Annotated in this window: 16 protein-coding genes; all 16 read left to right on the top strand. The window is 28.9% G+C overall.

All coding sequences use genetic code 11. The features are described from left to right. Positions 1–22: 22 nt before the first annotated feature. Positions 23–964: an ROK family glucokinase gene (locus tag KEC93_RS23725; protein ID WP_077867928.1), complete on the top strand. Its 942-nt coding sequence runs from the start codon at positions 23–25 to the stop codon at positions 962–964. Positions 965–1,059: 95 nt separating this feature from the next. Continuing rightward, entirely contained in the window at positions 1,060–3,162 is a 2,103-nt protein-coding gene (locus KEC93_RS23720) for a methyl-accepting chemotaxis protein (RefSeq protein ID WP_077867927.1), read from the top strand. A 100-nt stretch (positions 3,163–3,262) separates the two neighbouring features. Then, positions 3,263–6,280 carry a PspC-like choline-binding domain-containing protein gene (locus tag KEC93_RS23715; protein WP_077867926.1) on the top strand — a complete coding sequence of 1,006 codons (3,018 nt, stop codon included), beginning with the start codon at positions 3,263–3,265 and terminating at the stop codon, positions 6,278–6,280. A gap of 19 nt (positions 6,281–6,299) precedes the next feature. Next, positions 6,300–9,146 (top strand): glycoside hydrolase family 66 protein, encoded by a 2,847-nt coding sequence (locus tag KEC93_RS23710; RefSeq protein ID WP_077867925.1) that lies wholly within the window; start codon positions 6,300–6,302, stop codon positions 9,144–9,146. Between the two features lie 585 nt (positions 9,147–9,731). Continuing rightward, positions 9,732–10,394 (top strand): sugar transferase, encoded by a 663-nt coding sequence (locus tag KEC93_RS23705; protein WP_077867924.1) that lies wholly within the window; start codon positions 9,732–9,734, stop codon positions 10,392–10,394. Positions 10,395–10,551: 157 nt separating this feature from the next. Continuing rightward, positions 10,552–11,904 (top strand): UDP-glucose dehydrogenase family protein, encoded by a 1,353-nt coding sequence (locus KEC93_RS23700; protein ID WP_077867923.1) that lies wholly within the window; start codon positions 10,552–10,554, stop codon positions 11,902–11,904. A 116-nt stretch (positions 11,905–12,020) separates the two neighbouring features. Then, positions 12,021–12,470 carry a PssD/Cps14F family polysaccharide biosynthesis glycosyltransferase gene (pssD, locus tag KEC93_RS23695; RefSeq protein ID WP_077867922.1) on the top strand — a complete coding sequence of 150 codons (450 nt, stop codon included), beginning with the start codon at positions 12,021–12,023 and terminating at the stop codon, positions 12,468–12,470. After that, entirely contained in the window at positions 12,467–12,955 is a 489-nt protein-coding gene (gene pssE / locus KEC93_RS23690) for a PssE/Cps14G family polysaccharide biosynthesis glycosyltransferase (protein WP_012060890.1), read from the top strand. The genes pssD and pssE overlap by 4 nt, the downstream gene beginning before the upstream one ends. A 30-nt stretch (positions 12,956–12,985) precedes the next feature. Next, a complete protein-coding gene (locus tag KEC93_RS23685; protein WP_077867921.1) occupies positions 12,986–14,074 on the top strand; it encodes a glycosyltransferase in 1,089 nt (362 codons plus the stop codon). Between the two features lie 225 nt (positions 14,075–14,299). Further along, positions 14,300–14,857: an acyltransferase gene (locus KEC93_RS23680; RefSeq protein ID WP_238892614.1), complete on the top strand. Its 558-nt coding sequence runs from the start codon at positions 14,300–14,302 to the stop codon at positions 14,855–14,857. A 303-nt stretch (positions 14,858–15,160) separates the two neighbouring features. Next, positions 15,161–16,390 (top strand): O-antigen ligase family protein, encoded by a 1,230-nt coding sequence (locus KEC93_RS23675; RefSeq protein WP_077867919.1) that lies wholly within the window; start codon positions 15,161–15,163, stop codon positions 16,388–16,390. Positions 16,391–16,524: 134 nt separating this feature from the next. Next, on the top strand, positions 16,525–17,685 hold the full coding sequence (locus KEC93_RS23670; protein WP_077867918.1) for a glycosyltransferase family 1 protein: 1,161 nt from the start codon (positions 16,525–16,527) through the stop codon (positions 17,683–17,685). A 41-nt stretch (positions 17,686–17,726) separates the two neighbouring features. Beyond that, complete coding sequence (locus tag KEC93_RS23665; RefSeq protein WP_077867917.1) at positions 17,727–18,695, top strand: glycosyltransferase family 2 protein; 969 nt, start codon at positions 17,727–17,729, stop codon at positions 18,693–18,695. Between the two features lie 21 nt (positions 18,696–18,716). After that, positions 18,717–19,895, top strand: a complete 1,179-nt coding sequence (locus KEC93_RS23660; protein ID WP_077867916.1) for a glycosyltransferase family 4 protein — start codon at positions 18,717–18,719, stop codon at positions 19,893–19,895. A 37-nt stretch (positions 19,896–19,932) separates the two neighbouring features. Beyond that, positions 19,933–21,363, top strand: coding sequence for a lipopolysaccharide biosynthesis protein (locus KEC93_RS23655; RefSeq protein WP_077867915.1), 1,431 nt, complete (start codon positions 19,933–19,935; stop codon positions 21,361–21,363). A gap of 363 nt (positions 21,364–21,726) precedes the next feature. Beyond that, positions 21,727–23,694: an ABC transporter ATP-binding protein/permease gene (locus tag KEC93_RS23650; RefSeq protein ID WP_077867914.1), complete on the top strand. Its 1,968-nt coding sequence runs from the start codon at positions 21,727–21,729 to the stop codon at positions 23,692–23,694. Positions 23,695–24,540: the final 846 nt, after the last annotated feature.

The raw sequence follows: 24,540 nt of genomic DNA, 5'->3' as shown, positions 1-24,540 counted from the left end.
TATTGGGGAAGGAGTTATCCAAATGGAAAAGTATATATTTGGTGTAGATATTGGAGGAACTACCGTTAAACTTGGTTTGTTTAAGACTGAAGGAACATTGCTAGAAAAGTGGGAGATTAGAACAAGAAAAGAGGATGAAGGAAAATATATTATAAAAGATATTGTAGAAACACTTGAAAATAAGCTTAATGAGAATAATATTTCCAAAAGTGAGGTATTGGGCATAGGCATAGGTGTACCGGGACCGGTTAAAGAGGATGGAACAGTACTTAAATGTGTAAACCTTGGATGGAAAGTTTTTAACATAATAGATGAGGTTAATAAATTATTAAAATTACCTATTAAAGCTGCAAATGATGCAAATGTGGCTGCACTTGGAGAGATGTGGAGAGGCGGAGGAAAAGGCTATAAAAATGCTGTAATGATAACACTTGGAACTGGTGTTGGTGGTGGAATAATTATTGACGGAAAAATAATATCAGGATCAAATGGTGCAGGTGGTGAAATTGGTCATATAAAGGTTTCTGATAACGAGACAGAATGTTGTGGATGTGGAAATAAAGGATGTTTAGAACAATATGCATCTGCAACAGGGATTGTTAGTTTAGCTAATAAGGCTTTAAAAACTATGAAAACAAAATCTGATTTAAAGAATTTTGAGAATTTATCAGCAAAAGATATTTTTGATTCTGCAAAGGCAGGTGATGAATTAGCATTAGAATTGGTAGATGATTTTGGTAATAGATTGGGGAAAGCTTTAGCTAATATCTCATGTGTTATTGATCCAGATATATTTGTGATTGGTGGAGGTGTATCTAAAAATGGGAGTTTTCTGATCGAAAGTATTACTAAGCATTTTAAAGGAAATGCATTTCATAGTTCAAGAAATACAAAATTTGAGTTGGCCAAATTAGGTAATGATGCTGGAATATATGGTGCTGCAAGATTGATTTGTGGAAACTAGATAGGTTATATGATAAGAGGTGGTTTAGCTTGAAAAAATATTGTACATATTCTATTTATAAGTTTTGCAAGGATTAATGAGGGAGTGATCGCCCGATGATTAAATTTAAAAAAAGAAATAATAAAAGAGAAATAGATTTTATCAATAAAGGAAAGAATATTTTTTTTTACTGTGAAAACATTATGAGAGGTTCTAAAATAAAAGTTAGATTGACAACTTCTTATGGATTATTAGTTTTAGTTCCATTATTAATAGTAGGGGTTTCAATAATAGTGCAATCTAAAAGTTCAATCGATAATAAAATTTCAAATTTCTCATCTCAGATAATGGCGCAAATTGGAGTAAATATATCAAGCGAAATGGATAAGAACTCCAACTTCGCTATGTCAATATTTACTGAACCTGATTTTCAGGATTATTTCGAAAATGGACAAACTGTTGATTATCATAAAATTAATGAGTTAAATAAATTAATAAGAAATAAAGTAGGAACCAAAAGTGATATGACCGGCCTCGGAATTATCAGTGCAGACAAAGAAAAAATAGGAAGTTTTTCAAATCAACTATCTGACGATTTAATGTTGAAATTATCAGATTTATCTAGCAAGTCAAAGGGAAAATTCACATGGTCATTAAACAAAAGTTCATCAGGATATAAAATCTACGCTTCAGTTCAAATGAATACTTTGGCTACAGGTAAAAACTTTGGAATAGTTATAGAAGAATTGGATCCTAAATTATTTATTAATTTGTTTAAAGACATTAGTTTAGGAGATAATTCTGATATATTTGTTTTAGATTCACAAGGAGTTGTTATTCTAAGTGATGAATCAAGTCTAATTGGAACAGAATATAAAGATAAAAGTATTATAGAGAAAATTCAAGAGAAAGAATCAGCTAAAAGCAAGGATAAAAGTGCTAAGATAGAAAATTCTTTTTCAACAAGTGATGGTAATAATCTAGTATCTTATGCACCTTTAAGCGGTTCAGACTGGTATGTAGTAGGAGTTATACCGTACACGTATATAAACTCTGAATCTAATAGTCTAACAAATAATACTATAATAATTGGTTTGGTTTCGTTTATGGTAGCCATGTTGGTAGCATTAATAGTATCAAGAAGCATATCAAAACCTTTGGAAAAATTAGTTTCACTTATGAAAAAGTCTAGAGATGGAAATTTAGCTTTGCACATAGAAGATAGTAGTAAAGATGAAATCGGAGAAGTAATAAGTGCATTTAATGAGATGGTGAGTAAAATAAGTGTTTTAATTGGCGATGTTAAAGCTATTACTAACAATGTATTTAATAACACCAAAATAGTTGCACAGGTTTCAGAGCATTCTTGCTCATCTTCAGAAGAAATCGCAGCTACAATGAGTGAAATTGCTAAAGGTGCTTCGGATCAAGCTGTTAGTGTTAATGAAGGAATTGATTTCATGAGCGTATTATCTGATGGAATAAATATAGTGAGTAAGAAAACAGAAAATGTATGGTTAGTATTAGAGGAAACACAAAAAATGAAAAAAGAAGCTGTTATATCAGTTAATACATTGAAAGATAAAGCCAACGAAACCAATAATGTTTCAGCTAAAATTGTTAGCGATATAAACTCTTTAGACACAAATATAAAAGATATAAAAGAAATTATAGAGTTAATTGGTAGTATTGCAGAGCAAACTAACCTTTTAGCATTAAATGCAGCAATCGAAGCAGCAAGAGCTGGAGATTCTGGTAAAGGTTTTGCTGTTGTTGCTGATGAAGTTAGAAAACTGGCTGATAGATCAAAAGAGTCATCTGATCAAATTAATAAAATAATTAATAATATTGAAAATAAAACAAGAATTGTAGTAAAAGAAGCAAGTAATTCTAGAATTATAATAAAAGAACAGATGGATGCAGTTGATGGTGCAGATGAGGCTTTTAAAGTTATATTTGAAGGAATGAACCAAATATCATACCAATTAAAAGATATAGTTATGTCAATTAATAAAATAGTTGATTGTAAAGATAAAACTAAAATAGCAATGGAAAATATTTCAGCTATTTCAGAAGAAACAGCCGCAACTACAGAACAAGTTTCCTTCGGGGCTAATGGACAAATTAGTGAAATTCAAAAAATATTTGAATTTGTAGAAGAACTAAATTCAGTGGTTGAAAAATTAAATCTAACAATAAATAAATTTATAGTTAATTAGTTTTAAATGTAAATTTATTAAATAGAATCAAGATATTAGAAAGAAAATTAATTATATATAAATACTAATTTAACTATAACATAGTAGGGGAGATAATATCATGATTAAAAGAATTAACAAAATAATAACACTAGTAACAATTACAACAATTGTTACTACTCTTAGTTCATCACCAATTGCATTTGCTTCCGATGCATTGCAAGAAAAGGATGGGAATTTTAATGCTTCTGTTGCTTACTCAAATAAGTATTTATACGATGGGTATAGAGGAACTGATGGGGAAGAACAAACAATATACTACAATAATGGAAAGTATAATGAACTAGAGAATTCAGATGCATATGATGATTCTATAAAGTACGATAATAGGTATATTGAACTAGATAATAATGGTAAGGAAGATCTATTTAATTTGCAAACAGGAAAGTTTGAAGGGGAAGATATAGAAGATCAAAAATTTGATATTAGAAGAGATTTAGTAAAAAAATTAAAAGAAACCAATAGATATGGCAGTAATATAACAGATTATCTTCAATTAGGTGATAGAATTTCAAGTAATAAAGGTTCCTTTGGTGATGTATGGTATAAATATACTGCAGATTATAATTATGGACAAGCTATTAAATATGTAACAATAATCAATTTAGCTACAAATTCCAATGATGAATGGGATAATATTACATTGAAAAAAGGTGATGGAATAACATCAGACTTTGGAGACAGCTATCAATTTTGGTTTTCAGTAACAAGTAATGATCCTACTAATAAAGAAACTGATGGTATAGAAAAAACCTATAATGGCGATATAACTGCAGCATCAAAGTATATAGCTAAAAGATTAAAAGATTATTGTGGATATGATGCAGAGGTGACTACAGAGAATGGAAGTCCTGTTATCCAAATAATATCTGATGAAAAATTAGAAGGAACTGTAATAACGGGGCATAATAGTGATATTTCAATAGAATCTAAAATGGCACTTGCTAAAAATATTCAATATGTATCGGATGATACGAAAAATTCTAACGGTGCTGTAAGAGATATGATTGCTGATAATTATATTTCTAAAACAGTAGAATCAGTATACGGAACTACGACAACAGATTCTGCTGTAAAATATACAACAACTATTGATATAAATGCAGAATCAGATCATGAATGGAGAAATATAACATTAAAAAAGGGTGATGATGTAACATCAAGCTTTGGAGACACTTATCAATTTTGGTTTTCAATAACAGCTGATGAATCTGGTAATTTAGAATCTGACGGAGAAGCAAAAACTTATAATGGAGATGTGGAAGCAACAGCAGAATACATAGCTGGAAGAATAAGAGATTACTGTGGATATGGTGCACAAGTTATTGAGCAAGATGGAAAGCCAGTAATTCAGATAAAATCTGATACAAAGATAGATGGAAATATAATAATATCTTATGATGACAATATTTTAGTAAAAACAGAGGAAAACTCTTCTTCGACAGATGAAGATGATAGAGGTAATTCGGGAAATAGCAGTGGAGAAGATGCTCCAAGTGGTTCAGAAACAGATAATGAAGATGGTGATAACAATTCAGGGACAAATAGTGGAGAAAACACAACTGGTTCTGACACAAATACTGGAGAAGAAACTTCAAGCGGAACACACGCTATAATAAATTATGACAAGGAGCCAATATATTATGGCTTTGTAAATAATTCTGGCAAATATATGGATGTCTCTAAGTTTGCAAACATTAAACTTATATATACAGTTAATGGAGAAACTAAAACAGAGAAAATAGAAAAATTTGGAGAAAAATATGGAAATGAGAACATTGTAGCTAATTTAACAGACGTAGGGTCAGATTTATTAACACAGGATTCAACTTATATCTATGTTAGTGCAAATGTAGAATTCACTTCAGATAGTGATATAAGCATTGCATATCCAGATGGTACAAACAGCAAAAAGTATATTTTAAAGATTTCTAAGGCTGTAGGAGATAAAGTTGATGGAGCAGATACACCTAAAGAAGTTACAGCATATGAAATGAATGGAGAATCTGATTTTCTATCTTGGATTCAGCCTAAACTTAGTAATGATTGGTATAATTTAGATGTATGCGCTAAGAATGGAAACATATATGTTATAAGATTCAATAAAGACGGAGGCAATAATAAGATACAAGTAAATCAAGTTGGATTCGAAACTGTACGTGATGATGATTTGAAGGTTAGTAGGAATAAGATATATAAGGTTAATGATCCATCTATTGAAACTAGAATTAAAGGACAAAAATTAACAGTTACGGATGCAGGTGAAATAAGAAATTTAATAAGACCATATTATTCTATAGATGCTAAAGGAAACTTGTGGGTATTAGGCTTGAAAAAGATATATGAATTTAATGGAAATGGCTTTGATGAAAAGTATACAATTCCTGCAAAGATAAGCAACTTAGACGTTTACGATGGTAACAATTTAATTGCTTGGGGAGATAATGGTACAGAATATGGTTATGTAACTAATATTAATGAATTTTCAAGTACTAGTGATGAAAAGGATTTGGGAACTGAAAATAATGGCAATGAAGGTAATGGTGGCGAAGGAAGTACTAGTGATAAAGACAATACTTCAAGTGATGAATCAGTAATTAAAAGTGGATGGATTAAAACAAAGTCGGGTTGGCAATTTTTTGATGAATCGGGAAAACAAGTTAAAGATTCTTGGATTAAAGTAAATGAAAAATGGTATGTAATTGATGAAAACGGTATTATGAGGACTGGCTGGATTAACATAAGTGGAAAATGGTACTACCTAAATTCTGATGGAAGTATGGCAACAGGATGGATGCAAGAAGGGAGTAGTTGGTATTACCTACAATCAGATGGAGAAATGTCAACAGGCTGGGTAAATGATGATGGGAATTGGTATTATTTAAAAGAATCTGGTGAAATGTCAATTGGATGGATTTCTAATAACGGAAACTGGTATCACCTGGGAACTGATGGGAGCATGAGTACAGGCTGGTTAAAATATGGGAAGCACTGGTATTACTTGGACGAAAATGGAAAAATGTTATCGGATGCAACTATGAACGGATATAAACTTGGAACTGATGGTGTTTTAATTTAGTAAGAAAGATGGTGAAAATATGAATAATTCAAGAAAAAAATTAAAAGTTTTATGTAGTTTAGCACTTATGTCGACTACAATCCTATCAACTTTATCAATTATATCAAATACCGCATATGCAAAGTCTGATTTTATAGAAATGCCTATAGTAAATACTTCTGAAAAAGGAGTATTTAATCAAAAGCTTTTATTATATGATGTTTCAACAGATAAATCTATGTATAATCCAGGATCAAATGTAAGTGTAAAAATTAATCTGGTCAATTATACAGGAAATGAAATATCCAATGGAACTATAGAGTTATCGGCAAAGCATCTTGATACACAAGTTGGAAATACAGTAACTCAAAATTTTTCAATTGAAAAAGATGAAAATAAAGAGTTATTTATAAACTGGACAGCTCCTAATGAGGATTTTAAAGGCTATTTACTTGAAATAACGTGTAAAGATTCTGAAGGAAAAGTCATGGAGTCATCATCAACAGCTGTAGATGTCTCCTCAGGTTGGCTTAAGTTTCCTAGATACGGTTATCTAACTAATTATGAGAAAAGTGTTAATACAAAAGATATAATAGATCAGTTGAAAAAATTCCATATAAATGGTCTGCAATATTATGATTGGCAAGACAAACATCATGATCCTATAGCAGGTGAAGGTTCAAATGTTGAAGATGTATGGCAGGATTTATCAAAACATGATGTATATAAATCAACAATAGAAGGATATATTAAGAATGGTCATGAAGCAGGAATTTCTTCAATGCAATACAATTTAATATATGGAGCGACTCAAGGATATGAAAATGATGGTGTGAAAAAGGAATGGGGATTATACAAGGATCCAAGTGGAACTGATGGAGAACAGTGGACCATGGCAATGCCTAGCGGCTGGGAAACAGATGCGCTTTACTTTATGGATCCATCAAATAAAGAATGGCAGGATTATCTCTTTGCAAGGGAAAAGGAAGTTTTTGAAGCATTTGATTTTGATGGATGGCATATGGATACTGTAGGTGATTTTGGAACAGTGTATAAAGCAGATGGAACACCAGTATCAATTACAACTACTTTTAAAGATTTTATAAATGCAGCTAAGAAAGAATTTCCTGACAAATATATATTATTTAATCCAGTTGGAAATAAGGGGCACGAAGATGTAAATAGTAGTAATGTAAGTGGTGCATATACGGAAGTATGGCCTTGGGATGGAATTATAACATATAATTCCTTGAAAGGTATTGTGGATCAAGCAAGAACGGAGACAAAAGGAAGATCATTAATAGTGCCGGCATATATGAATTATGACTTGGGAGATAAGCATAGTGAAGAAAAGCCTGGAAAATTTAATACTTCCTCAGTGCTATTAACAGGGGCTTCAGTCTTTGCAGCAGGTGGATCTAGACTTGAGTTGGGCGATGATACAAGAATGCTTACCAAAGAGTATTTCCCCAATAAAAATGTTGTTATGGATGAAGAGTTAAAGGCAAGGGAAAGAAAATATTATGACTTTATAGTTGCTTATGAAAACTTATTAAGAGATGGACAAATAAATAGTAATAATGAAATCCAAGTTGAAGGTTATGAGAATAGTAATATAGGTGAAGCTAATAAAATATGGACTTACGGAAAAAAAGATTCAAATTATGATGTTATTCAAATGGTAAATCTTTTAGGTGTTTTTGATAATACTTGGAGAGCTGCTGATGGATCGAAATCTAAACCAATTAAAGCAGAAAATTTTAAGGTTAAATATTATGTAACCCAAGATATTCAAAGTGTTTTATTAGCATCACCTGATGCTAATGATTGTAAATCACAAAGTTTAGAATTTTCAAAAGGAAACGATGAAAAAGGAAATTATATAGAATTTACAGTACCATCTTTGGAATATTGGGATATGATTTATTTAAAAAAATTAAGTTCTGAGAATATTGATAAGAATAATGATATAATAGGCGTTCAAGGTCAATTAACAAATCCAGGTTTTGAAGATGGATTTATGGGCTGGAATATATCCGGAAGAAGTTATGGCTTAGATTCCACAGATGCAGCATCTGGAAATAATAAGTTATATTTCTATGATAACAAGCCTTATACCAAAAAGATTGATCAAACAGTTGTAGGATTAAAAAATGGAAAATATACAGTAACGGCTATGGTAAAACAAAATACAGGGATTCCAGATTATGCAGCTATGGAATTAACTTCTGGAGATAAGACTGAAAAAGTTAATATAAAACATGGCGATAATTATAGAAAAATAGAAGGAACTATAGATGTTAAGGATGGAAAATTAAATGTAGCTTTTAACTTTATATCTACTTTAAATGGTGAAGCTAATTTACAAATTGATGATATTCAGTTATTAGATGAGAACGGAAATGTTGTATCAAAGGAAGCTAAGGTTATTAAACAGGGCGAAGGTGCAAGTTCATCTAACATACCAGAATCTGTTGGGAAAATAACAAATGGAGATTTTGAAACAGGTGATACAACAGGCTGGGTAGCAGCTAATCCAGATGGATTTGGAGTTAATGATGAAGATGCTTTTGCTGGAAATGATAAATGTTATTTCTGGGGTCAGGGAAAACAAATGTTACAACAAAAAGTAACTGAGTTACCTAATGGAACTTATACGATAAAGGCAATGGTTAAACAAAATACTGGAAATCCTACCTCATCACAATTAGAATTATCAGGTTTTGGAGGAGAGGCAGCTTCGGTTAAAATTCCACATGGGGATTCCTATGTTGAAATTTCGCAACAAGTCACTGTTACTAATGGCACTTTAATAATCTCATTTATACAAGATGGCAAGGAATGGACAAATTTACAAATTGATAATGTTGAATTGATAGCTAATTAAATTCAATAAATATTAAAATATAGATATCAAATTTAGAAAATTAAGTTATACTTTGTAACAAAGACAATATTAGAAAGTGGAAACAGTAATGTTTTCACTTTCAGTATTTATAGCGGGAGCTAGGTTATGAATTGGATATCTACAAGCTGTATAAAACACTATCATATATTTTTTATGAATAAATATATGTTCATGTAAATTCGAATTGTTAATAGATAGAATTTTTGTTTATTTTATATAAATTAAAAGTTTGTATGGAGTTTATATTGAGTCTTGGGGGAATGAGTAAGTTCTTAAATTATAGGACTGCCATAAAAAAGAAAATAAATTAAATACTTGTCATAAAACGCTATATTAGCAAATAACCTTTTTATTGCTTAATATAGCGTTTATTGTGCGTTGAAACTTACTATAGGTTCGTTGTAATATATTTAATACAGAGAATAGAGAAAAGCAATAAATTGTCGGTTTAGGTCTAATTACATAAAGCAGTAATTATTAAATGTTGTTATTTACCATAGTGAACACATATTAAAAAAGTTAAAATATTTAGCTAATAATTAATTATGATAGGATGGTGATAAAATGCAACAAGTAGAAATTAGTAAGAGAGAATTTGTGTTTCAAGAGAAAGTAGAAAATAGAGGTAAATATTATTTTTTTAAGAGAATTACAGATATACTTTGTTCGTCATTTGGGTTATTAGTTTTAAGTCCAATATTCTTGATTGTTGGAGTTTTAATTAAGCTTGAATCAAAAGGATCTGTAATTTTCTCTCAGGAGAGGATTGGTAAAGACGGTAATGTATTTAAAATGTATAAATTTAGATCTATGGTTGCTAATGCCGAAGAGCTAAAAGATAAGCTGTGTCATAAAAATGAGATGAGCGGACCTATGTTTAAGATGAAGGATGATCCAAGAGTAACTAAAATAGGTAAATTTATAAGAAAGACAAGCATAGATGAACTTCCACAATTGTTTAATGTTCTAAAAGGTGATATGAGTTTAGTCGGACCTAGACCATCTCTTCCAAAAGAAGTAGAAAAATTTGATAATTGGATGATGACAAGGCTTGAAGTAAAACCCGGTTTGACATGTTACTGGCAGGTATCAGGAAGAAATGATATTGATTTTGAAGATTGGATGAAACTAGATATTAAGTATGTAAGGGAAAGAAATACTTTAGTTGATATTAAGTTAATATTTAAAACATTTTTTGTGCTGTTTGGAGACAAGCATGCAAGTTAAGTGACTTTAGGCATATGGACGTATTATTTTTTGATTATGCCTTAATAAGGCGCATTAGAGGAGAGAATGAGTTTAAATCTATTGTCTCTAAAGCTATGAGTAATATGGGAGCAAATAAATTTAATCAATTAGAATTACGGAATATATGGAGGTAAGTATGAAAATAGTAGTAGCAGGAACAGGATACGTAGGTTTAGTTACTGGAGCATGTCTTTCGGAAATTGGACATAATGTAACTTGCGTTGATATAGATAAAAGTAAAGTTGAAATGATGAAACAAGGAATTTCACCAATATATGAACCAGGATTAGATGAACTTTTAAAAAGAAATCACGATGAAGGTAGATTAGATTTTACAATAGATTATAAAAATGCTTATAAAGATGCTGATTTGATATTCATAGGGGTTGGAACTCCGGAAAGAGAAGATGGATCAGCAAATTTAGATTATGTGTTTAATGTATGTAGACAAATTGCTGAAAATGCTGAAAGAGATTGTTTAGTAGTGGTTAAATCAACAGTACCAATAGGAACTAATGATAGAATTGAAGAGTTTTTAAAGGAAAATGTTAAAAATAATATTCAAATAGAAGTAGCGTCAAACCCAGAATTTTTAGCGCAAGGAACCGCAGTTGTCGATACTTTATATGCAAAGAGAATTGTAATAGGAGTTGAATCTAAAAAAGCGGAAGAACTTTTAAAAGAGGTTTATGAAGGCTATAATCAACCAATTGTTGTTACGAATAGAAGAAGTGCAGAAATGGTTAAATACGCATCAAACGACTTTTTAGCACTTAAGATATCATTTATGAATGAAATAGCAAACTTCTGCGAAATGGTTGGAGCAGATGTTGAAGATGTAGCTAAAGGAATGAGTTTTGATCCAAGAATAGGTGATAAATTCTTAAATGCTGGAATCGGATATGGCGGATCATGTTTTCCTAAGGATACAAAAGCACTTCATTGGCTTGCAAATGATAATGGATATGAATTAAAAACAATAAAAGCAACAATAGAAGTAAATGAAAATCAAAAATATAAATTATTTAGACAAGCTAAGAATAAATTTGGAAGTTTAAGAGGATTAAAAGTGGCTGTGCTTGGATTAACATTTAAGCCTGGAACAGATGATTTAAGAGAAGCTCCATCTATACCAAATGTAAGAAGATTATTAGATGAAGGTGCTGAAATAATTGCATATGATCCAGTTGGAGTTGAGAATTTCAAAAAAGTATATCCAAGTGGAATAACATATGTAAGTACTCCAGAAGAAGCTTTAAAGTATGCAGATATGACATTCATATTTACAGAGTGGAATGAAATTAAATCTTTAGATCTAAGTGTATATGAAAAGCTTATGTATACTCCAATTATATTTGACGGTAGAAATTGTTATAAAATTAAAGAGGCTAAGGAAAGACAAATAGATTATTATTCAATTGGAAGAAAATCTGTATTGAATTTAGAAGAAAAAGCTTTAAGTAAAATAAAAACAGCAATGGTAATATAGCAAGGGTAATTAAATGAAACTTTTCAGATGGACATGGTAACTCCATCTGAGCTTATAGATTAAAGAATGTTAACCATGGCATGGTAAATTTTTAAATGGTTAAGGAGGAGAATATTATGAAGGTATGTTTTATAACATCAAGTGGTGGTCACTTAACTCATTTAATCCAATTAAAAGAGTGGTGGAAAGATAAGGAGAGATTTTGGGTAACCTTTGAAAAGGAAGATTCTAAATCAATACTTAAAGATGAAAAAAAATATTGGTGCTACTTTCCTACAAATAGAAATATAAAAAATTTAATCAAAAATACATTTTTATCAATAAAAATATTACTTAAAGAAAAACCAGATCTTATTGTCAGCACTGGTGCAGCACCCGCAATTCCATTTTTCTATATTGGGAAATTATTCGGTGCAAAAGTTGTTTATATTGAAGTGTATGATAGGATAGAAAAACCAACTATAACGGGGAAGATAGTCTATCCTATAAGCGATTTATTTATATTACAATGGGAAGAACAAAAGAAGTTTTACCCAAGAGGACAAGTATTGGAGGGATTATTTTGATATTCGTAACAGTAGGAACACATGAACAAGGCATGGAAAGATTATTTATCCAATTGGATAAATTAATTGAAAGTGGAGATATTAAAGAAGAAGTATTTGCTCAAATTGGGTACTGTAATTATGAGCCTAAAAATTATGAATACAAGAAAATGATTGGATATGATGAAATGGATGAATATGTGAGAAAAAGTGATATAATCATAACTCACGGAGGACCAGGAAGTATATTTCATCCTCTCCAATATAATAAGGTTCCAATTGTAGTGCCAAGAGATCCAGAGTTTGATGAACATGTTGATGATCATCAAATACTTTTTACCAAAAGATTAGATAAAAATTCAAAGATCATTGGAGTATATGATATAGAAGATTTATGTAGCGTAATAAGTAATTATAAAGAATTATCGGCAAAATGTAATACATATAGTTCTAATAAAAATGACTTCATTAGAAAGTTTGATAATGTAATCGGCCAGATAATGTAGAGCAGCATTCATAAATAAAGGAGATTATTGATGAATATATTATATCTTAACAGAGGTATGGGCCTTGGAGGAGTTGAGAAATGTATTATTCAACTATGTAAGTTATTCAATAGCAGTAACAAAGTTATAGTTGCAAGTATGGGCGGTGAATTAACTAAGGATTTAGAAAAAATGGGAGTTAAACACTACAATATTTTAAATACAGATTCCAAGAATCCCGATATTATATTAAATAACTTAATAGCCATATATAAGATGGTGAAAAAGGAAAATATAGATATAATTCATAGTCATCATAGAATGACAACATTATTAGCTAAATTAATATCGAAAATTACTAAAGTTAAAGTAATACATACTCAACATTTATGTATAGAAGATAAGTTTAAGTTAACGAATGTATCTTTAAAAGGCATTAAAACAATAACTGTAAGTGAAGCAGCTAAAAGAATTTTAATTGAAAAGGCTGGTTTAGAAGAAAAGAATATAAAAACTATATATAATACTGTAGAAACTGAGCATGATAGTAAAGAAGTTGATGATAAGCTTTTAGAGCTAAAGAAAAAAGGATACTTTATAGCAGCTCAGGTAAGTAGAATAGTAGATTACAAAGGAATCTATGATTTTATTTCTATCGCAAAAAGTACTGCATTAGAAAATGAAAAAATAAAGTTTGTATTAATAGGTGATGGACCAGAGCTAAGTAATATTAAAGAACTTATAAGGAAAGAGCAACTAGAAGATTATATTTATCCGCTAGGGGCTAAGGATAACATTATAGAATATCTAAAATATATAGATGTATTATTACTATGTTCCTATATAGAAGGTTTACCTCTAACTCCACTAGAAGCATTTTCACAAGGGGTTCCAGTTGTAGCTACCAATATAGATGGAACAAATGAAGAAATAGAAAACGGATATAATGGGTATTTAGTAGAGGCTAAAGATATTGAAAGCTTTAAAGAAAAAATACTTGAATTATATGAAGATGAAGAAAAATATTCTTATATGAAGGGTAATTGCTTTGAAATTTTCAATACTAAATTCAATAAAGAGATATATTTTAAATTACATCTTAAAGAATATAAAGAAATTTTAAGCCATGAAAGAAAATAATGAGTCCAAAATGTCATGATTATTTTTCATTATGTGAAGAAGCAGATTGAACTCATAGCGAGTCTATTAGTAAAATCTGCTGGTAAGAAGAGAACCCAAATCTATGATTTGGTGTGAATCGCTTACTCATGGAGCGTAACAAGTCGAGTTCCCTCTATAATGGAAAACAGGATTGGTAGATGGATTTGTTATTTTTTTGATTATAATTTAAGTTAGGTGAGATAAATGATGATTGGAAAAGGCATTAAGTATTTAAGATCATTAATGAGAATTATTGTATTAAAAATAAGATATAGTAATAGAATTGAGTTTAAAATTAAGAATTTAAAATCACTTTATATAGGTAAAGGTGTAAAAATAAGAATAAGTAAAGGAAATGTATTATCTCTTGGCAATAATGTTTATATCGAAGATTATTGCAGCTTCGAATGTATAAATGGAAGTATTTATGTTGGAGAGAATACATTTTTTAATACTAATAATAAAGTAGTATCTTTAGAAAAAATAAGTATCGGATCAGATTGTCTATTTGGACCTAATATAGGGATTTTTGATCATGACCATCGCTATGATATTAGCGATAAGCCAATAATATCTCAAGGATATAATACTAAAGAAATAAATATAGGTAATAATATTTGGATTGGATGCAATTCTACTATTACACGTGGGGTAAATATATGCGACAAAGTGATTGTCGCTGCCAATTCAGTTGTAACTAAAAACATTGTTAATAAAGGGGTTTACGGTGGAGTTCCTGTTAAACTTATTAAAGAACTGTAACCACAATCAAAATCTTATCTATTAGATGATATATATCATCTCTTTAATCTGTTATTTTCTTTATATTTATCCAAAGATGAATATATAATTTCAACTTTTGGGTAATCTATATATAGAACTTTAAATTTAGGAAGATGAAAGAAAACAACAAGTCCAAAATGCTATGATTATTTTTCGTTAGGCAAGGAAGCAGATTGGTCTCATAGCGGGCTATAAGGGTAATCTGCTAACATAGCATAATGGGAAATAGGCATAGCAGATGGATTTGTTATTTTTTGATTATACCTAAGAAGGGAGTAACAGATGCTTTTCGTTTTGAATGTATTATTTGACATTTTTATCTTTCAAAATTGTCTAATTGCGTATATTCCACAATTGGGGTATATTGATGAGCTATTCACATTTATGCTGATAATTCTATCAGTTTTTTATATATTTAATGGAAAAAATAAAATAAGCATGTATTCTAGTGAAGTCAAATCTATAATTTTATTTTCTTGTTTGCTGCTTGTAGGAGTAGCAGGAAACGTAATGCATAAAATTCAACCAGAGAAGATTGCTATATATAAAGATATTTTAGCTATAAGTAAATTTGTAGTCTGTTACACATTTACGCTAATTGTATCAAATAATATAGATAAAGATTTGTTGTTAGAAAAGGTAGCAAAAAGATCAAGAATTTACGTAAATATAATATTTACTTTTTTAATTTTAAATATAATTCATGATATAGGAATGGCATCAGATATAAGATATGGAATGAGAAGTTATAAATTTCTATATCAGCATCCAACATATTTGGTTTCAGCAATTGTAATATTTTTATGTGTAATATTAAGTGATAATAGAAGAAAGTTTGATAATTTTATTATTTTTGAATCAATAGCTATATTGTTTTTTACATTAAGAAATAAAGCATTTGTATTCATATTAGGATATTTCTTTATGAAATTAGTTATGAAATATGCTAAATCTATAAAAATAAGATATATATTGATACTTGCTGTCATAGGAATCTTCTCGACGTATAACAAAATAATGGAATATGCATCATATTATCTTACAGCTGCTCGGCCAGCGCTATTTATAGTAGGTTATAAACTAGCTTGCAAATATATACCTTTTGGAAGTGGTTTTGGAACCTTTGCATCAGAAATATCCGGAGATTATTATTCGCCTATATATTATGAATATGGAATAAATGTAGTTAGTGGATTAGAGGAAACCGCTCATTCGTATATTGGTGATACTTTTTGGCCTTATGTATATGGTCAATTTGGCTTTTTGGGTTTAATTATATTTTTATGGATTATATTGAATATATTTAAATCAATACAGAAAAGATATCAGTATAATAGAGAAATTCAATCAGCGGCATTTTTGCTGCTATTATATATTTTAATAGCATCTACTGCAGAAGCTATATTTACGGATGTAACAGGCTGCTTTACTTTTGCTGTGATTGCTACGTATCTAGGAAACAACATTATAGACAGTGATTCGCAAGAATGTGCTACTGCTAGTATAGAATAAGATAAAAATTAATTATCTATTCATAAGTGAAGAGTGATTTCATGAGAAGAATTTACTCATGAATCTTAGAAAGCGAAATTTCATATATGTGAATGATGATTATAGTGCCTGATATCAGATGAAGGAAGGTTGTTATGGAAAATAAAACGTTAAGAGTTCTCCAAGTTGTGGATTCATTAGGAGCTGGAGGAATTCAAGCCTTTATATTAAATATAAATAGAAATATGCATTTAAATAAAGTTAAGTTTGATTATGTAGTATATAAGAATAAAGAAGAAACTGAATTCTATGATGAAAGTGTTGAGAAAATGGGTGGACAAATAATATGTTTAGAAAAAAATAATGGGATTAAAAGGCTGAAATCTTTTATAGATTTATATAGATTGCAAAAAGATAAAAAATACTCAGTAGTACATATACACGGCGATCGTGCAAAAAGCTTTTTTGAAGCAGTTGTTTTTAAAATATGTAAAACACCTACAATTATTATGCATTCACATAATGATAGAATAAGTAGAGATAAGAGGTTTTATCATTTACATTTAGGAATACAGAACATTATAAGAAGTCTTTGGAAATATGTAGTTAATTATGAATTTGCATGCTCAACTAATGCGGCACAATGGATGTTCTCTAAGGAAGATGTAAGAGATGAAAAGGCTAAGGTTATAAATAATGGTATTGATGAAAAAAAGTTTATTTATAATGAAGGGATAAGAAAAGAATATAGAAGAAAATTAAATTTGGAAGACAAATTTGTATTAACTCATGTAGGGCGCTTTAGCTATCAAAAAAACCATGATTTCTTAATAGATATTTTTAATTCTGTGAATAAGCAATATAGTAATTCAGTGCTATTGCTAATTGGAGAGGGAGAATTAAAAGAAAAGATTGAGGATAAGGTTAGATCACTGAATTTAGAGGATAAAGTAATATTTTATGGACTTTGTAATGAAATTCATAACATTCTACAAGCGTCGGATATATTTGTTTTTCCATCTCATTATGAGGGTCTTCCAGTGGTTGGGATAGAAGTTCAAGCAGCAGCATTGATGGCTGTAGCCTCTGATGCTATAAGTAATGAAATAAAGATAACTCATTATTGGAAATCTGTTTCTTTAGATAGTCCACCAGAGGAATGGGCAAAGATAATTCTGAAATATAAAGATGGATATAGTAGAAAGGATACCTCTGAAGATATTATGAAGTCAGGTTTTAGCGCTAGAGCAATATCAAGAAACTTGGAAAACTTATATATGAATGCTGATAATAATCAAAAAAGTGGTAATAAATAATTTAGTATAGAATATCTTAGTGGTTCAAGGAGAACAAATATATGATAAGTATTATTATTCCAGTTTATAATGTTGAAGAGTATATTAAAGAATGTTTAGATAGTCTTTTAATGCAGACGTATAAAGATTTGCAAATATTGATTGTTGATGATGGATCAACAGACAAAACTATGGATATAGTTAAAGATTATGAAGATAAATTTGAAGACTTCACTATATTGTATCAAAAAAATCAAGGTGTATCTGTTGCTAGAAACACAGCATTTGATTATATAAAAGGTGAATATACTATATATATTGATCCAGATGATTTTTTAGAATTAGATATGCTTGAGAATATGTATAATAGAGCAGAAAAAGTTAATGTTGACATAGTAATAAGTGAATATTACGTATATTATGATGAAAAAGATAGCAGAAACTATATTGAGAAATATAGAGTAGATCCAAGAAAAATATATAACAATTATGAGGTTATGAACCTTATGTTGAATTATGAATTGCAAGGTCAACTATGGAATAAGTTTTTTAGAACTGAATTATTAAAACAGATTAAGTTTAAGTTTGAACCTCATAGATATATTCAGGATGCATTTCCAGTTTTTAAAGCAATACATTCTAGCAAGGGAATAGCTTTTATAGATAAACCATTGTATTACTATAGACAAAGAGCAACATCAACAGTTCATAAGAAAAATGCTAAGCTCGCAGAAGATTACTATTTTGCTATGAGCAGTATTATAAATTATATAGAAGATAAAAATATAAAAGTAGATAAGAAAAGCTTAAACATTTTTAGAATCAAAGTATTATCTCATTTTATAGCCCATTATACTAATGCACATGAGGGGAATAATCTAAAAAGTTTTAAGAAAAGTAAATATGATGAATTAAGTGTGAAAAATAAAGATTTTTTATTTTTAAAGGAAATATCTAAAGACGATAAGTTAAAGCTATTTTTATGGAATTGCGGTTTATATCCAGTTTTGAAGAAAATAAAAAATAGGTAATGTGCCTTATAAGGAGAAATTATGAAAATATGTTTTATAACTACTACAATTTTTAATTTGGGAGGAGTTCAAAGAGTAGTATCTGTTTTAGCTAGTGAATTAAGTAAAAATAATAAAGTAGATGTAATTTGTACAGATAGAACTTTTAAAGTTAATAGAGAAATGTATAATTTGAATTCTAATGTAAGTATAAAGTTTAATTCGGGGCTGTTACATAAGAAGTTTACTAACAAAGTTATCTGTAAGATTTCTAGAGAGGTGAATTCTATAACTGGAATTTTAAACAATTCTGTTATGAGTGATTTATTGCTTTATGGATATTGTCCTAATGAAGTTCAAGACAGATTTATAAAGTATCTAAATACAAGAAATTATGATGTTATCATAGGTGTAGAAGGTTATTATAGTATAGTTCTTGGGAAAATAAGTGATAAGTTAATTGGTAAAACTATAGGATGGATGCATAATTCTTATGATGCGTACTTAAATAATAAAGGTAAATATTATTGGAAGCAAGACGAGTTGTTTAAAAGATATATACCAAAATTAAATTGCAATGTAGTTTTAACTTATGATGACAAGATTAAATATGAAGAAAAGTTAGGGATAGATTGTAAGGTGATTTATAACCCTTTAAGTTTTGAATGCAATAAAAAATCTTCGTGTGATAAAAAAAGTATAATTTTTGTTGGAAGATTGTTAGAGAAGCAAAAGGGTTTGGATCTTCTTATTGAAATTTTTAATATAATTCACAAAAAGAAAAGTGATTGGATTTTAAAAATAGTTGGAGAAGGTCCTGATAGAGAAAGTCTGATAAATCATATTGAAAAGTATAATCTAAAAAATAATGTAATATTGCTTGGTCAATGTGATAATGTTAAAGATCATTATTTGGAATCTTCAATTTTTGTTTCAACTTCAAGATGGGAAGGCTTTGGATTAGCTATCACAGAAGCAATGGAATGCGGATTGCCAGTAGTGGCTTTTGATAATTCTGGTCCTAAAGAAATAATAAGCAAGCCTAACATAAATGGAGTTTTAGTTGGGGATTATAATATTAACAAATTCGCTGATGAGATTATATCGTTAATAGAAAATGATGAGAAAAGAACAAGTATGTCATTAGAATCTGTAAAAAGAGCTAAAGATTTTAAGATAGATAATATTATTAAACAGTGGATTCAAATTATAGAAAAATAATAGATGTATGGTGTAGGTAGTTATAACCGGAGGAATCATGAGAGAGTATTCAAATTTAAAAAGTGGAATAATGATTACGTTCATATCTAAATATAGCAATATATTTGCACAGTTAATTATAAATTCAGTGTTAGCTAGGTTATTGATGCCAGCAGATTTTGGTATAATTGCAGTAATAACTGTATTTATATCATTTTTCAATATGCTTGGTGATATGGGGATAGGACCCGCTATAATACAAAATAAATCTTTAGATGAAAATGAGATTTCAGATATATTTAAGTTTTCGATAATTGGATCTATAGTTATAGCAATTGGATTTTACTTTTTTTCTTATTTTATAGCTTATTTTTATAATGATAAGATATATATAAGATTGGGAGGATTATTATCTTTTTCTGTGTTATTTTCTATATGTAATATAGTACCAAATGCTATATTATATAAAGCTCAAAAATTTAAACAAGTAGGAATAATAAATATAATTGTAAATGTAATAGTTGGAACTTTGACAATATCTCTTGCCTTTAAAGGATTCTCTTATTATTCATTAGTTTTTGATTCTATATTAAAAAGTTTATTTATTTTTGTATTGTGTTTTATGGCATGTAAATTAAAAATAAGTAAAGGTTATTCATATGGTTCTATAAAAAAGATAAAGAATTACTCAAGCTTTCAATTCCTATTTAATTTTATAAACTATTTTACGAGGAATTTAGATAACATATTAATTGGTAAGTTCTTGGGCGCATCAACTTTAGGGTATTATGATAAATCATATAAGCTTATGCTTTATCCAGTACAAAATTTAACAAACGTAATAACGCCTGTATTGCATCCAGTATTATCTGAATATCAGAATCAAAAGGATATAATTTATGAAACATATATAAAAGTTATAAAAGTTCTTGCTTATTTAGGAATTTTTATAAGCGTATATTGCTTCTTTTCTGCAAATGAAATAATACGCATAATGTATGGTACTAATTGGGATGCATCAATACCAATATTTAGAATATTATCAGTGACAATTGTGATACAAATGGTATTATCAAGTATTGGATCAATATTTCAAGCCACTGGGTATGTTAATAAATTATTTTCTACGGGAGTAGTATCAGCAATATTCACTGTAAGTGCAATAGTTACAGGGATAATGAATAGAAGTTTAATTATATTATCGTTAGGATTAGTTATAGCATTTATATTAAACTTTATCCAATGTTTCTATGTACTTATAACGCATGTATTTGAAAAAAGCTTTATTTCATTTTTATTACAATTAAAAAACATTCTTATTATCGGTGTATTAATGGTTGGAGGATATATATTAATAAGCAAAATAGTAATAAACAATATGTTAGTAAGTGCAATATTTAAATTTATTATTGGAACTATAACTTACGCTATAGGATTATACATAACAAAAGAATATAGACTATTGAAAAAGATAATTTTGAGAAAATAGAATTTAAATTATTGTTTATCCATAGATAACTCAATTAAGAATTAGACCTATTACATGAACATATTTACAAAGTTGCTAAAACTTTAAGTTTGTATCTTCACTAGAAATTATAAATATATTTGTGGAGAAAACATTTGAAAATGAGCTGTTAAAGGTTCTTAGCTGTAGGTTGTTCCATTTTAGCTTGTCAAACTGAAAGTTGGAGCATGCTAAAGTGGATACAACCTGCTGCTTAGAACCTTCAGCGATATTTTCATAGCTTTTCGGAATCAAAATATTTATGATTTCGGCGAAGTATACGCATAAGTTCAGGTCTTAGTTTGGTTATATATAGTTATAAAATCAACAAGGAGTATACGAAAAATGGCTTTATTAGAGTTGAGAAATATTAATAAGTATTATAGATTAAAAGATAATGACAAATTTCATGTATTGAATGATATTAATCTATCTTTTAATGCTGGAGAATTAGTTTCTATTATAGGAGAGTCAGGTAGTGGTAAATCTACACTAATGAATTTAATTGGTGGATTAGATTCTGATTTTTCAGGAGAATTACTTGTAAATGAAAAAGATATTAAAAAGTTAAGAAGAAAAGAGCTTGATAAATATAGAAAAAATGAAGTTGGATTTATTTTTCAAAGTTTTAATTTAATTGGTCATCTATCTGTTTTAGATAATGTTACAATTGCAATGACACTATCTAATGTTAGAAAAAAAGAAAGATTAAAACGTGCAAAAGAAATATTAAGAGATTTAGGTTTAGAGAATCATATAAATAAGAAACCAAGTCAATTATCAGGTGGTCAGAAGCAAAGAGTTGCAATAGCTAGAGCTTTAATAAATAATCCTAAAATAATTATTGCTGATGAACCTACAGGTAGTCTAGATTCAAAAACTACAATTCAAGTTTTAGAAATAATGAAGGATATTTCTAGAAAGGGAAAGCTAGTAATTATGGTTACTCATTCTGAAAGAGTAGCATCTGCTTCAAGTAGAATAATTAAAATATCAGATGGAGAAATAATTGATGATAACAAGGTCATAGAATTAGATAATGAAGTTAATATAGAAAAACAAGATAATATTGGAAAGCAAAAGCAAAATCTTAGTTTAATATCATCTGCAAAATTAGCACTTGTTAATATGAAAGAAAAACTTCCTCGTAATATCCTTGTTTCTGTGGGAGGCAGTATAGGAATAATGAGCATAATTTTAATGCTGTCCTTAGGCAATGGAGTGAAATCTTATTTTAATAAGACCATGAATAATTATGTAAACCCATTAGTAATAGAAGTTAATATGCCTAGTGAAGAAGATGAGAATATAAATTTAGATGTAACAACAGTCCAGAAACCGGATGTTAATTCTACTAAACCATTTGAAGAAAGTGATATTGATACATTATCAAAAATAGAAAATGTATCTTCTGTGGAAAGAGGATATAGTATAATTTCTCTTGGAGCAAATTCATTAGTATACAATAATAAAACTAATAATTTGATGAATGTTTCAACAATATCTTCAAATATAACGGCGGCTAATGTTGAAACTGGAACATTACCTAAAGATGGGGAAGTATTAATTAATAAAGCATTAAGCGATAATTTGGGGAAAGATATTATCGGGCAAAAAGTGAATTTACGCATGCTTGCAAATCAAAAGATTTTAAATAGGGATTTTATTGTAAGTGGTGTTTATACAACAACAAGTGGAGATTTAACTGCAAATATGAAATCTGCTTTTTTAAATTATGCTGATTTAGAAAAGTTATATTCAGATGACGGCTATAAATTGAAGCCTAATGTGGTTTATGTTAACACAACAAATAGCAAATATACCCCTCAAATTAAACAAAAGGTTAATGAACTTGGTTATTCACAGTCATCTCAGGAACAAATGGCATCTATGTTTAATCAAATGATAGATATATTAACATATGTACTATCAGGAATTGCAGCAATATCTTTAATTGTATCAGCGATTATGATAATAGTTGTTATGTACATAAGTGTTGTAGAAAGAACTAAAGAAATAGGAATAATAAAAGCAATTGGAGCCAGAGCAAAAGACATACGTAGAATTTTTGTTTCAGAAGCTTTTTTAATAGGATTTTTTAGCGGCGCAATAGGTTTAATAGGTGCATATTTTATCATGAGAGGAATAAATCTCATGTCAAATAAACTATTTGCAGTAAGTGTGGTTTTAATAAAAAGAGAATACGCAATACTTGGAGTTACCGTAAGTATTGTAATAAGTACATTAGCAGGTTTACTACCAGCAAATAAAGCTGCAAGGTTGGATCCAGTAGAATCATTAAGGAGGGAGTAAAGAAAATAAAAGTAAAATAGCCTCGAAGCTATTAGCAGTATTTATTAATAAGAAGGTAGCTGGATCATTTACTTTCTTATAGATGGTAATGAAATAAAGTGAAAAGTTTAGTTACATATATAGATATCAAATATAAAGGGTTAACTTATTAGATAAGTATATTTACAAATTTTCTAAAACTTTAAGTTCATATATTTAATAGAAATTATAAATATAGGTTATGCACTTAGTACGGGGTAGGCGCATAACCTATATTTTTTATTGGCATGCCTAAAAGATAGTCTTTTCTGCTTTAAATAAGGTTTCTTCATCAATTGAGTATTGTATTTAGAAATTAGAATCATGATTTTATTGATGAAAGTATTTTTCTTAGATACTTTAAAGGATGTTTTATATAATGTCTTAATGAATTAGGATTCATGGACGCCTACAAGTATAAGATATTATAAAGTAGAAAACTATATGTCGAATTTTGCATTTCATTATAGCAAAGTGGAATTAATGAATTTATACTACATCAATTCCATGATTTTTCAGCTTATAATTTAAAATGATTCAGGAATTGTTAAGGAAATTCAATTATAATAGAAATACGGGTAAAGTTTTTAGCATCCTAAAGGAAAGCTTTAAAGTCAAGCTTTTGTAGCCTGTTTTCATATATAATGCTTATGTTAATATATTAATTACAATCAGGTAACGTATATATGAAGATAATTAATTGGAGATTGATATAATTGCGCTCAAATATTGGTATTTTATTAAGTAAATCTTATAGAAATCTGGTCCTTAATTTTACAGTTAAGTATGTATATTTACAATAAAAGAATAAAATTCAGCAAGTACTAA

It is taken from the genome of Clostridium beijerinckii, from assembly GCF_018223745.1.
Taxonomy (GTDB): Bacteria; Bacillota; Clostridia; order Clostridiales; family Clostridiaceae; genus Clostridium; species Clostridium beijerinckii.
This window is presented reverse-complemented; position numbering and strand designations above follow the sequence as displayed.

Excerpts from the sequence above, each read along its gene's own strand:
- KEC93_RS23725 (WP_077867928.1), top strand. The coding sequence starts at position 23 with ATGGAAAAGTATATATTTGGTGTAGATATTGGAGGAACTACCGTTAAA.
- KEC93_RS23720 (WP_077867927.1), top strand. The coding sequence starts at position 1,060 with ATGATTAAATTTAAAAAAAGAAATAATAAAAGAGAAATAGATTTTATC.
- KEC93_RS23715 (WP_077867926.1), top strand. The coding sequence starts at position 3,263 with ATGATTAAAAGAATTAACAAAATAATAACACTAGTAACAATTACAACA.
- KEC93_RS23710 (WP_077867925.1), top strand. The coding sequence starts at position 6,300 with ATGAATAATTCAAGAAAAAAATTAAAAGTTTTATGTAGTTTAGCACTT.
- KEC93_RS23705 (WP_077867924.1), top strand. The coding sequence starts at position 9,732 with ATGCAACAAGTAGAAATTAGTAAGAGAGAATTTGTGTTTCAAGAGAAA.
- KEC93_RS23700 (WP_077867923.1), top strand. The coding sequence starts at position 10,552 with ATGAAAATAGTAGTAGCAGGAACAGGATACGTAGGTTTAGTTACTGGA.
- pssD (WP_077867922.1), top strand. The coding sequence starts at position 12,021 with ATGAAGGTATGTTTTATAACATCAAGTGGTGGTCACTTAACTCATTTA.
- KEC93_RS23685 (WP_077867921.1), top strand. The coding sequence starts at position 12,986 with ATGAATATATTATATCTTAACAGAGGTATGGGCCTTGGAGGAGTTGAG.
- KEC93_RS23680 (WP_238892614.1), top strand. The coding sequence starts at position 14,300 with ATGATGATTGGAAAAGGCATTAAGTATTTAAGATCATTAATGAGAATT.
- KEC93_RS23675 (WP_077867919.1), top strand. The coding sequence starts at position 15,161 with ATGCTTTTCGTTTTGAATGTATTATTTGACATTTTTATCTTTCAAAAT.
- KEC93_RS23670 (WP_077867918.1), top strand. The coding sequence starts at position 16,525 with ATGGAAAATAAAACGTTAAGAGTTCTCCAAGTTGTGGATTCATTAGGA.
- KEC93_RS23665 (WP_077867917.1), top strand. The coding sequence starts at position 17,727 with ATGATAAGTATTATTATTCCAGTTTATAATGTTGAAGAGTATATTAAA.
- KEC93_RS23660 (WP_077867916.1), top strand. The coding sequence starts at position 18,717 with ATGAAAATATGTTTTATAACTACTACAATTTTTAATTTGGGAGGAGTT.
- KEC93_RS23655 (WP_077867915.1), top strand. The coding sequence starts at position 19,933 with ATGAGAGAGTATTCAAATTTAAAAAGTGGAATAATGATTACGTTCATA.
- KEC93_RS23650 (WP_077867914.1), top strand. The coding sequence starts at position 21,727 with ATGGCTTTATTAGAGTTGAGAAATATTAATAAGTATTATAGATTAAAA.